Origin of the sequence: Mycoplasmopsis mucosicanis (assembly GCF_006546935.1) — a bacterium.
Taxonomy (GTDB): domain Bacteria; phylum Bacillota_I; class Bacilli_A; order Mycoplasmatales; family Metamycoplasmataceae; genus Mycoplasmopsis; species Mycoplasmopsis mucosicanis.
The window spans coordinates 1-11,935 of record NZ_SMDN01000018.1 but is presented as its reverse complement, the minus strand read 5'-3'; the positions used below and the strand labels follow the sequence as shown (position 1 = coordinate 11,935).

The 11,935-nt window shown below is 30.7% G+C and carries 12 protein-coding genes; 9 read left to right on the top strand and 3 right to left on the bottom strand.

Translation table 4 applies throughout. The features are described 5' to 3' along the window. Window positions 1–415: 415 nt before the first annotated feature. The 9 genes from E1I18_RS03345 to atpC are packed head-to-tail and all read left to right on the top strand — an operon-like array spanning window position 416 to window position 7,286. Window positions 416–844 carry a hypothetical protein gene (locus E1I18_RS03345; RefSeq protein ID WP_141484181.1) on the top strand — a complete coding sequence of 143 codons (429 nt, stop codon included), beginning with the start codon at window positions 416–418 and terminating at the stop codon, window positions 842–844. Continuing rightward, a complete protein-coding gene (locus E1I18_RS03340) occupies window positions 828–1,595 on the top strand; it encodes a F0F1 ATP synthase subunit A (RefSeq protein WP_141484180.1) in 768 nt (255 codons plus the stop codon). Before E1I18_RS03345 ends, E1I18_RS03340 begins: the two co-directional genes overlap by 17 nt. Before the next feature lie 8 nt (window positions 1,596–1,603). Beyond that, window positions 1,604–1,834 carry an ATP synthase F0 subunit C gene (atpE, locus tag E1I18_RS03335; protein WP_141484179.1) on the top strand — a complete coding sequence of 77 codons (231 nt, stop codon included), beginning with the start codon at window positions 1,604–1,606 and terminating at the stop codon, window positions 1,832–1,834. Window positions 1,835–1,853: 19 nt separating this feature from the next. Further along, window positions 1,854–2,423 (top strand): F0F1 ATP synthase subunit B, encoded by a 570-nt coding sequence (gene atpF / locus E1I18_RS03330; RefSeq protein WP_141484178.1) that lies wholly within the window; start codon window positions 1,854–1,856, stop codon window positions 2,421–2,423. Beyond that, a complete protein-coding gene (atpH, locus tag E1I18_RS03325) occupies window positions 2,424–2,972 on the top strand; it encodes an ATP synthase F1 subunit delta (protein WP_141484177.1) in 549 nt (182 codons plus the stop codon). 1 nt (window position 2,973) lies between these two features. After that, window positions 2,974–4,557 carry a F0F1 ATP synthase subunit alpha gene (gene atpA, locus E1I18_RS03320; protein ID WP_141484176.1) on the top strand — a complete coding sequence of 528 codons (1,584 nt, stop codon included), beginning with the start codon at window positions 2,974–2,976 and terminating at the stop codon, window positions 4,555–4,557. Between the two features lie 2 nt (window positions 4,558–4,559). Beyond that, entirely contained in the window at window positions 4,560–5,411 is an 852-nt protein-coding gene (gene atpG, locus E1I18_RS03315; protein WP_141484175.1) for an ATP synthase F1 subunit gamma, read from the top strand. A gap of 8 nt (window positions 5,412–5,419) precedes the next feature. Then, window positions 5,420–6,877 (top strand): F0F1 ATP synthase subunit beta, encoded by a 1,458-nt coding sequence (atpD, locus tag E1I18_RS03310; protein WP_141484174.1) that lies wholly within the window; start codon window positions 5,420–5,422, stop codon window positions 6,875–6,877. After that, window positions 6,867–7,286, top strand: coding sequence for an ATP synthase F1 subunit epsilon (gene atpC / locus E1I18_RS03305; RefSeq protein WP_141484173.1), 420 nt, complete (start codon window positions 6,867–6,869; stop codon window positions 7,284–7,286). Before atpD ends, atpC begins: the two co-directional genes overlap by 11 nt. Window positions 7,287–7,424: 138 nt before the next feature. Here the strand turns inward: atpC and E1I18_RS03300 are convergent, their stop codons facing one another. The 3 genes from E1I18_RS03300 to E1I18_RS03290 all read right to left on the bottom strand — a co-directional run. Then, window positions 7,425–8,393 carry an MAG5150 family histidine triad lipoprotein gene (locus E1I18_RS03300; RefSeq protein WP_141484172.1) on the bottom strand — a complete coding sequence of 323 codons (969 nt, stop codon included), beginning with the start codon at window positions 8,391–8,393 and terminating at the stop codon, window positions 7,425–7,427. A 7-nt stretch (window positions 8,394–8,400) separates the two neighbouring features. Then, complete coding sequence (locus E1I18_RS03295; RefSeq protein WP_141484171.1) at window positions 8,401–10,428, bottom strand: hypothetical protein; 2,028 nt, start codon at window positions 10,426–10,428, stop codon at window positions 8,401–8,403. 161 nt (window positions 10,429–10,589) lie between these two features. Continuing rightward, window positions 10,590–11,935 (bottom strand): IS1634 family transposase (locus E1I18_RS03290; protein WP_141484170.1); only part of this gene is annotated, 1,346 nt, incomplete at its 5' end.

Sequence of the window (11,935 nt, the reverse complement as noted above, 5' to 3'; positions counted from 1 at the left end):
ATTTGAAACTCTTCATTGTCTTGAAACCAATTCTTTTTTAACTTTCATATATTAATTATACCACATTTAAGTATATAAGTATAAAAAATATATATTTTTATATTTTTATAAATAAAAATATAGAGCCGTAGAGGGCTCTAGTTTTATACTTAAAGTGGGAAACGCAGGAAAAGCAATGAAGAAACGTATAATGAATTTCTAGAAATTGTAAAAAATTGTATATAGAAAAAACAAAAAGTGTATTTTGACTTAAAATAACAGTCAATTTTACACTTTTTGTTTTTTACTCCGAAACTCAGGATTTAAACATGCTCTTTTTTGCTTTTTTTGGCTTAAAACTAAATCAAAAAAAATTTATTCACTTTTTAATAAAGTATTAAAATAATTTTAGTATTTAATATTAATTAGGAGCAAAATGGATCAAAGTGATCTTGATCGCATATCACTAGTACACTGAATTATATTTGTAGTATTTAGTGTTGTATTTTGTGTATGTATTTTGTTTAGTTCTTCATTAATTATTGGGTACGTAATTGGAGCTAGTGTATCATTCTTGATTTATATGCTTCGAGTCTTTTTTTCATTAAAATTATTGCTTTCTAAAAGAGCAGCATTTGGACTTAGCACACTAAATTTCCTATGTTCACTAACGCTGATTGGTTGCGTTTTAGCCATTATTATTATGGTTAATAAATTCAGTAATAATACTGAATTTAATGCGTATAGACCAATCAATATTTTTACATTTTGTTTTGGAATAAACAATATACCTTTAGCGATTTTAATTACTTTTGTATTAAAATCAAAAAACAAAAGAAAGGGGGCTCATGGAAGAAATAATTAAAGCATTTGGTGTGTGGAATCAACCGCAGCTTTTATCATTAATTGTGACAGTTATTATTATTTTTATAGTAAGCTTAATTGTTTTTATTAAGATTAAAAAACACTCTTCACCAGATAAAGCACCTGTGCCTACTGTATTGGTGGCTGAAGCATATGTAAGCTTGCTTGATAATAGTTATGATGATACATCATCAGGTCTTTTGCCTAAAGCACGTTTTTATATTTTTTCGCTAACTACATTTCTACTGGTTGGTAATATGCTTGGACTTATTGGTTTAGAACCTTTAGCAACTTCATATTCAATTACTTTTATCTTAGCTGCTATAACATTCATTGGCATTTATTTAATTGGTTTATGGTATAAGCGCTTTAAATTCTTCATGCAATATGTCAAAAATCCAGCCGAAATTATTGGACAATTTTCTCCACTCATCTCAATGAGTTGTCGGATGTTTGGTAATATCACTGGTGGTGCTATTGTTATGACTTCAATTTATTATTTAGGTGGTTATATTTGAGGTTTATTTATACCTGGACCTCAACTTTACTTCTTCGCAAGTATCATAACACCTTGATTACATATGTTCTTTGACATCTTTGGAGCCGTCATTCAAGCATTAATTTTTACAATATTAACAACAATTTATTGAACAGGTGAAGTTGATCTTACAGCTTCAAATGCTCGCAAAAATAAAAAAACAAAACAAAAACAAAATCAAAATATTGTGCAAATAGCTAACAATATTTATTAGGAGGAAAAATGACAGATCGTGGATTAATTGCCATTGGTGCAGGTATTTGTATGCTTGGTTGCTTTGGTACAGGATTAGGACAAGGACTTGCTAGTGGTCGCTCTGCTGAAGCAGTTGGAAGAAATCCTGAAGCTACATCAAAAATTAGAACAATAATGATTGTTGGTATGGCTCTTGCTGAATCAGCTGCAATTTACTGCTTCATTATTGCAGTTCTTTTACTATTTGTTTTCAAATAATTATTTATAGGGATTTCAAATGGACAAAATAAACTACATTCTAGAAGCCTCTCCAAGTGCACCACAAGCTCATAAAAGTGGCTTTGCTGAAGATATTCTAGAAAAAATCAATAAACTTTGGCCCTCATGACCCATGTTTATTGCAACCCTATTAGCATTTGCATTAGTAATGCTTATTCTTTACTTTTTACTCTATAAACCAGTAAAACAAAGCATTGCTAAACGACAAGCATACATTCAACAAAACATTGATCAAGCACAAAAAAACAATGCAGATAGTGCTCAAATATTAGCGCAAGCTAATGAAAAATTACAAAACGCACACAACGAAGCATATGCTATTATTGCTAACGCTCAACGAAACGGAGATGTTGAGCTAGAAAAATATATTAATAAAGGCAAACTTGAAGCACAAAGACTTATTCAAGAAGCTAAAATTGATATTAATTTACAAAAACAAGAACTCATCACTCAAAACCAAATTCACGTTGCTAATGCAGCATCACTACTTAGCCGTAAAATTCTTAAAGACCAAGTTAATCAAGAATCTGAGAAAAAAATTATTGATGACTTCTTCAAGGAGCACTAGATGTATCGCCATGAAAATATAGAGGGCTATGCTAAAGCGCTTTTTGAACTCAGTGTTGAAAGAGGTGAGTTTAAAAATAACCTTTTATTACTCGACACAATTGATAAGTGTTTAAAACAAAACTACTCATATATGAGTGTTTTGGGAACACATGCCTACGATAAAGAAAAAAAATATCAGCTAATTGATGAGTTATTTAATGGTCTAGCAACTAGTTCAATTGTGCCTAATTTTTTGAAACTTTTAATACATAAAGACGCATTCAGTTTACTACCTAAAATCATTTCACACTTTGATGAACTTGCTAATGAAGCAATGAATATCAAAAAAGCAACAATTTACACAGCATTTAAACTTTCAACAACTAATAAAACCAAATTTAAAAACTATTTAGCAAAAAAATACAATTGTAAGATAGATTTAGAAAACATTATTGATAAAAATCTAATTTCAGGGTTTCGTATTGAAATCGATTCTGATGTTATTGAACACAATTTTGCTTTAGATCTAGAAAAACTTTCAAACCTTATTATTGACAAAGGAGACTAAGATGGCAAAAAAATATGATGATATCTACAAAATAATCAAAGAGCGCATTAAAAACTTTAGTTCAACAGTTGAACACAATGAAGTAGGTCAAATCATTACTATTGGCGATGGAATTGCGTTAGTCAGCGGTTTGGATAAAGCGAAAAATGGTGAAATTATTGCTTTTGGTAATGACATCAAAGGCATGGTGCTAAATCTTGAAGAAGATGTAGTTGGTGTTGCTATTTTTGGTGATGCTGACTCACTTAAAGAAGGCGATGAATGTAAGCGTACTGGTGAAGTTATTGCTATAGGTGTTGGTGATGAATTAATTGGTCGTGTTATTAATGTTTTAGGTGCGCCTATTGATGGTAAAGGACCAATTAAAACTGAACACAAACGTGAAATTTTCAAAGTTGCTCCAGGGGTAATGAGCCGTAAAGAAGTTAATGTTACTTTAGAAACTGGTATATTAGCAATCGATTCAATGATTCCTATTGGACGAGGCCAACGTGAATTAATCATTGGTGATCGTCAAACTGGTAAAACAGCAATCGCTATTGATACAATAATCAATCAAAAAGGCAAAAATGTTAAATGTGTTTATGTTGCTATTGGACAAAAAAACTCAACAGTTGCGCAAATAGTTCATAAACTACACGAGACAGGCGCTCTTGAATACACTACAGTTGTAGTTTCAGGTGCTAGCGAACTTGCGCCTCAACAATACATTGCTCCTTACACTGGTGTTACTATTGCTGAAGAATGAATGGCAAAAGGTCAAGATGTTTTGATTGTTTATGATGATTTAAGTAAACATGCTGTAGCATACAGAACACTTTCACTTCTTCTTCGTCGTCCACCTGGACGTGAAGCTTATCCTGGTGATGTATTCTACTTACACTCGCAACTCCTTGAAAGAGCTGCGCGTGTAAATGAAGAAAATGGTGGTGGTTCAATAACCGCCCTACCAATTGTTGAAACTCAACAAGGTGATATTTCTGCTTATATTCCAACTAACGTTATCTCAATAACAGATGGACAAATTTTCACTCGTGAAAATTTATTCCACTCAGGTCAAAGACCTGCTGTCGATGTTGGTTTTAGTGTTAGCCGTGTTGGTTCTGCTGCGCAAATTAAAGCAATGAAAAAAGTATCAAGTTCACTTAAACTTGAACTTGCTCAATACAATGAAATGCAAGCCTTTGCTCAATTTGGTTCAGATTTAGACCAATCTACTAAAAACATTTTACAACACGGTGCTAAAGTTTTTGAATTCTTGAAACAATCTCAATACATGCCAATTAGTATTTATGCTCAAATAGCAATTCTTTTAGGCAACAAAGAACGAATTATCAATCCTTTGCCTAAGGAAAGCATAGCTCAATACCGTGATGAAGTTGTTAAACTTATGCAAAGTTCACGGGGCACAATAATTGCAGATGAAATTATGAGTGCAAACAACGACCTTACTGACCAAATAAAAGAAAAATTATGTACTGAACTAGTTAAAATTGTTAAAAAAATCATTGCAACATTACCTAATTACAATGCTAGCGAGCATGCTGCAATGCCAGCTAAATATCGTGCTCTATTTGAGGAATAATTATGGCTAGTTTGCAAAAAATTAAATCGCGAATGCACACTGTTGAATCAATTCGCAAAATAACACACGCTATGGAACTTGTTTCAACATCAAAAATCAGAAAAGCTCGTGAGTGTTTCGATGCGGTTTCGCTTTATGAATCACAAGTGACTGAGGTTTTTGATATCTACTTTCACAGTGTTGATGCAGGTGAAATTCTTGATTTTATTAAAAGAAAATTTAGCAAAAGAAAACTTTTTATTGTAATTGCAACTGATTTAGGTTTAGCCGGAAGCTACAATAGCAACATTATCAAGCTTTGCAAAAGTAAAATAGGTCATGATGATGAAGTAATTTTACTAGGTACCAAAGGTATTTCATCGCTATCTCACATTTACAAATCACAAATCATTTTGCAACGTGGTTGAGGAGTGCAAAAAGCTAAAAAAATAGCAAAACAACTCACTAAATTAGCATTTGATCGTTATATTAATGGCCATGTTGGTGAAATCAATGTTATTTATACTAACTTTATTAACAACCTTGTACAGCAAGAAACTTGCTTTAAAATCTTGCCTTATCAATCTGGCCGCGACAAAATTAAAACAACTAATGCAAAACAAGTTGTTGAATTTGAGCCTAATGCTTTGCAAATTCTTAAAGATACCATGCCTATTTTTGTAAATGCAAAAATAAATCTCGCACTTGCATCCGCATCACTAAGTGAATATGCTGCACGACGTGCCGCAATGGAAAGTGCTACACAAAATGCTAATGATTTAATTAAAAACCTAAATCTTGATTACAATAGAAAACGTCAAAGCAATATAACTCAAGAATTGAATGAAATAGTTAGCGGTGCTAACGCAGTTTAAGGAGAATTATGACACAAAATAAAGGAAAAATAGTTCAGATTTTAGGTCCTGTAGTCGATGTAAGATTCAAAAAAGGTCAATTACCTGCTCTTTTAAATGCACTTGAGTTAGAATTCGATGGAAATAAATATACTTTAGAAGTAGCACAACACATAGGGGATGAAACAGTGCGAACAATTGCAATGGTTTCAACTAATGGACTTGCAAGAGGACTAGAAGTATATGATACTGGTCATCCAATTCAAGCGCCTGTTGGTGAAAAAGTATTAGGTAGAATGTTTAATGTTTTAGGTCAAGTTATTGATAATGAACCTCAACCCGACACAGAAATGATGCCAATTCATGCAAAAGTACCAACCTATGAAGAACAAAAAACATCTTCAGAAATTCTAGAAACCGGTATTAAAGTAGTTGATTTATTGATTCCATATGCAAAAGGTGGAAAAATAGGTCTTTTTGGTGGTGCTGGTGTTGGTAAAACTGTTTTAGTTCAAGAATTAATTAATAATATAGCTACTCAACACGGTGGATTAAGTGTTTTTGCCGGTGTTGGTGAGCGAACTCGTGAAGGTAATGACCTTTACTATGAAATGAAAGCATCAGGTGTGCTTGATAAAACTGCGTTAGTCTTTGGTCAAATGAATGAACCTCCCGGAGCACGTATGCGTGTTGCGCTAACTGGTTTAACAATGGCTGAATACTTCAGAGATAAACAAAATCAAGATGTTCTTCTTTTCATTGATAACATTTTTAGATTTACACAAGCCGGTAGTGAAGTTAGTGCTTTGCTTGGACGTATGCCTAGTGCTGTTGGTTATCAACCAACTCTTGCAACTGAAATGGGTCAGTTGCAAGAACGTATAACTTCAACTCACAGAGGTTCAATTACCTCTGTGCAAGCAGTATATGTGCCTGCTGATGACCTAACCGACCCTGCTCCTGCAACAACTTTTAACCACCTTGATGCAAAAACTGTTCTTGATCGTAATATTGCTGCACTCGGTATTTATCCTGCAGTCGATCCACTTGAATCAAGTTCAAAATTGCTTGATCCTCTTGTAGTTGGTCAAGAACACTATGAAGTGGCTTATGGTGTAATTTCAATTTTGCAACGTTTTAAAGAACTTCAAGACATTATTGCTATTCTTGGTATGGGTGAATTGAGTGATGCTGATAAATTATTAGTTTCACGAGCAAGAAGAATAAGAAACTTCTTGAGTCAACCTTTTACAGTTGCCGAAAAATTCTCAGGTAAAAAAGGGGCTTATGTAAAATTAAGCGATACAATCAAAAGCTTCAAAAAAATACTTGAAGGAAGTTATGATGAAGTGCCTGAAGAAATGTTTTTATATGCAGCCGATATTAGCGAAGTTGATCATCGTTATGAAGCATACAAAATAGCTGAAAATATGACTAAAGAAGCACAAAACGAACAAAATTCACAAGGTGAGCAAAATGAAAAATAATTCGCCTACAATTCATTTATTTATCTCAACACTAGAGGGTGTATTTTTCGAAAAAGATGTTCGCTCAGTTAGTCTTAGAACTGTATCTGGCGGCCAAATTACTTTTTTACCTGAACATGCACCATTTATGAGTAATATTGAAGTTGGTAAATTATGAATTAATCAACCTAACGACCCCGATTATAAGCTTTGTGCTATTGGTGGCGGTCTTGTTTATGTTGATAGCAAACAAATTAAAATAATTACTGATGATATTGTGGATTGCAATGATATCGACTTGCAAAGAGCTCTAAAACAACGTGACAAAGCATTAAGTGCTTTGCGCACTTCTACTCATGAAGATAACACTAATATAGAAATCCAATTACGCAAGGCAATATCTAAAATTGATATTTTTCAAAATCATTAATAATGCTCAATGCAAAATCTAAAAACTCATGTGTTCATGAGTTTTTTTGTGCTTTATTGAAACAAATAATTTGACCAATATACACATTTTTGAGTACTATACGCAAAATTTTAAAAAAAATTACTCATTGCTGAGTAATTATTGTTGTGGTGAAATTATTTTTTTAATTGCACCTAAATCATTTAAGATTTCTTCACAAATTTGCTTAAGTGAATCGATGTCGCTTTGAGCTTCATCGCACAATTTTAATAATTCATCGATATTGATTTTGTCTAAGACTGAAAATAAGTGCTTGTTGTAGAATTCTTTTTTTCTGTTGTCTGTGAGTTTATCAAAATTAGGTTTAAGAGATTTAATTTGATCTAAGATACCTAAAAACTCTTTATTTTGTCTTATAGCATTGCTTGTAATGTTGACTAATGCATGCGAGTGAGTATGTTCTTTGTTATCGCCACCGTGGTTTTCATCGCTTTCAATTGAATCTTTTAAGTCCTGCTCAATATGATCTTTATTGAATAAATAGGTCTCAAAATAGTTAAGTAATTTTGTGTATTCAATCAATATTTCTTCGTCTTTGAACTGTTTTTTTCCTAAATCACTTAAATAATTGTCAAAATTAACTAACGCATTTGAGTTGTTTTTAATTTTTAATTTGTCTTGCGTTGATGAGATTTGAATCGATGCATCATCAATAATGCTGTATGTATTGAGAATGATTTTTGCGTCTTTATCTTTAAGTCATTTTTTAAAGTGCTTTTGGTCTTTGTCGCTTCAACTGCTTATATCTTTTTGTTCCAAAATAGAATGCGGATTATCTAAAGTGTTTGCAAGTTGAGAAAAATTTATGTATAAAGAATTTTCTCTATCAACCAAATTAGTTAATTGTGTTCTGAATGCTGCATATTTTTTGAGATTTTTATCAAAATCATCTGTATTTTGGCCAATTTTTTGTTTGAACTGTAATCATTTTGACTTTAAATTATTAAATATATTAGTTACTTTAGTTGTATCGTTTTCTATAATAGTTGAATCATTTTTGTTGTTGCATGAAGCAACAATGAATGGAATTGTCATTGAACTTACTGGTAGAATGAATTTGAATTTCATATTTTTACTAATCCTCATTGAACACTAAATTGACTGTAATATCGCTTGTTTTTTTAGTAGATTTTTCAGTAATTTGAGCACTAAAAGACACAATTTTGTTGTTTGATTCTTTAATGTTGTATTCGCTATTGTAATGGTTTTGTGTTACTTTTACTGATTTATTATCAAATTTGTATTCGAATTTGTCATCTGACTGAATAAATTTAGAGAATTGAACACCTATTTTATTTTTTAATACAGACATAACTTGTTCAAAAGTGAGTGAGTCTTGATCTCCATAAAGAAAATCGTTAAGTTCTTCACTTATATTTTCACTTAATTCAATAACTTTTTCAAATGCAGGATGTTTAGAGGCATTCAAAAACTCATTGTTTTGTTCATAAAGTTTTTCAAGACTTGTGTATTTAATGTTTTGTTGTTTATAGAATTTAATTCGTTCATCCATTAATTTTTTGTTTGTGTTAAGTACCAAATCACTAAGTTTTTTTCTAGTTTCAAGAATTAATTTGTGTAGCTCTTTAACTGCACTAATTTTTTGTTCTAAACTTGAAGCAGAATTAACTTTATCAACTAATAATGAATATTGACCTTTTTGCACTCTTCCTTTTGATAAAGGAACATCAATCAATGAATTTACATATTTTTTGTCTTCTGCTGTATATTTATCATCATCAGTTATTTCTGCTTCAAAAATAAATTCTTTAATTTTTTCAATACTAAATGCAAGAGTTTTATCTTTTTGACCTATTAATTTAGCTAAAAATTCATTAACTTCTTGTACAGTTTTTAATTCTGGTACGCTCAACTCTTCAAAAGTCTCTTCTTCAACTTTTTGCGGGTGCTCTGAATTTGATCCTGCACCTAAAATTCCTTTAATTTGATTTACATCAAAACCATTGAATCTAATGCTTGTATTAAATTGATAATTACCAGCACTTATTTCTGTGTCAAAGTCTTTAATTAGTGCATAAACTGTGTTAGATTTATTGTCTTCTTCATCGTTTTCGGTTGCTTCTTTACTTTTGACTGAAGCTTTTAAAATTATTTCATTTAATTTGTTTTGTGTCTCGATTAATTCAAGAGAATAATTATATTTTGAAAGATCGACTTTTTCTAGATCACCAAATTTCGCATTGCTTATTGAATGAATAATTTCTATTTTCTGTTTAATTGATGAAGCATTTTTGAAACTGTTTTTAAATTCTGCAAGTTTAGATTTTTGAGCATCCTTATTAACTTTTATTGTTAAAGGAACTCATATCTCACCTACTTTTAAAATTCTTTTTCAACCTTTTAAAGAAAAGCCAGGCTGTCCATTTTCATCATATTCTCTAAATAATTTACCTGTTTTTTTGTCTTCTGCTACAAAATATGCATGGAAATCATAAAGTCCATGAGTATGTGATTTATCAATGTATGTGTATTTTCATTTAGAATTTTCGTCTAAGTTTTTAATTTCTAAATAATTATTATCTCTTAAAAATTTGAGTAGTTTATAACCATCATTTTTAAATTCTTTGTTTTTTTTCTCGATAAATCTTTTGAACTCATCAGCATCAAGTTTTTTTGCTTCATCACCGACTACTGTATTGATTTCAATATCACCTAGATTTACTCAACCGCTAACTTTTTTACCACTTTCACTGTCTTTTTGCTCATATTTTTGGAATTGATCTATAAAGATTGTGAGTTGATTTTTGTTAGTGTCTTTTAAGGTTAATTTTAAACTATCCTTGTCAATTTCGCTTTTGACAAATTCATATTTTTGATTGTTAATTTTGTCATCAATAAACTGGTTAATATAATCAATAATTTCTGCACTGCTTTGGTTGTTAGCGAGCATATTTTCTATTCGTCTATTGACTTCAAATGCATTAAGTTCTTTTCCCAAAAGACTCGTTTTTAAGTGTTTTTGGTCACTTAATGTATCAGTGTCGCTCGCACCAGTGTTTGGATTTGAGCATGCAGCACTAGCAACAATTATTGGTAAACCAACGCAAAAAGATGACAAGTATATACTTAATCTTTTTTTCATTATTATCCTTTTATTATTATTAATATTTGTTAAATTTTGTATTTCTACATTGATTATTAAGAATGGTTATATGTTAATCAATAAAATTTTAATACTTTTTCCTGCGTTTCCCACTTTAAGTATAAAAAAATAAATATTCCATTTTTATGGAGTTTAATAAGTTAAAATATAAGAATTTTTTCTTTCATAAGTATAGTTTTTATGAGATGGTACGTTTCTCATGAACTGGAATTTGCGTTGTTTTTAATCTCGACTGATGTTGAAATATGGTTGTGAATAAACGTATTCACTGATTTCACATCAAAAATCATTTCTTTTAGTTTATGTTCAGTTATTCTACTTTTACCGGTTAGTCCGGTTTTTTCATTAATCATATTTAATATAAAATTCAAGAAAACAAGTGTTATAAATGATAGACAAATGTAGCCAACTATATGATTTCATGTAGACAAATATACAGGTCTAAGCATTAAGGTGCCTTTAAATGTTCTGAAGTTTTCCTCTACTTGTCATTGTTTTGAATACAAATTAACAATTTCCTCTATTTTTAGGTCATTTCTATTTGTTTCGTAGACGTAAAAACCGTCAAATTGCTCATCTTCCTCGATTTTATCAATATTAAGCTTGTAAAAACCACCTTTTTCTATTGGCTCGAAAAACCTGTATTTTTTACCACCGATAACATCTTCGTAAGCAACAAGTCCATTTTTATCCATTTTTTTAGTAAAGTTGTTGATCAAGACATCTCTATCTTTTTTATCTTTTTGTGCTCTTTTTTGACTAAAAGTAACCACTTTTCTTCTTTTGTGTCCATTTAGTCTTTTACCTTTGAATGTTGAGTCAATTTCTTCAAGCTTATATTTAATTTCATCACTTTTAATTCAACCCTCATCACTTGTGACAAATTGTTTAAATGCTTTTGAACCAACTTTCATTCTATATGAGATAATGAAATTTCACCCTTTATCTTCCAAAAATCTTATATTTCTATTTACACTCATCCCTTTGTCTGCAATAATTGTGACGTTTTTTATTCCGTAGTATTTTTCTAATTCAAGCATAAATGATATAAATGTAGAAGAATCTGCAGTATTACCAGGAAAAACTTTGTAATGCAACGGAATGCCATTTTCATCTGTAATCAAACCAATGACAATTTGATCTTCCTTGAATTTACCATCTTTTGAGAACCCTGGTTTTCTAAAATTACCTCTTTTGAATGTTTCAAAATATGATGTTGTTGTGTCATATCATAAAACTTTAATATTTCTAGAACTTATTTTTGATATTTCTTGATTTAAGTTTTTTAATATTGTTTTTTGGTTTTGAGCTAGATAGTCTAATGAACGATAATATGAATTTTTGCAGTGCTCTGTAGTCGTTTCTTTCTTAATTGATTTATATGTTCCATAAATACTCATTGGAAGTTTGAATTTTTGATAAATTTGGTGAATAACTACGTCTTTGAGTGATTTTGACTTTGAATCCTTACAATTTTTAAAGATAT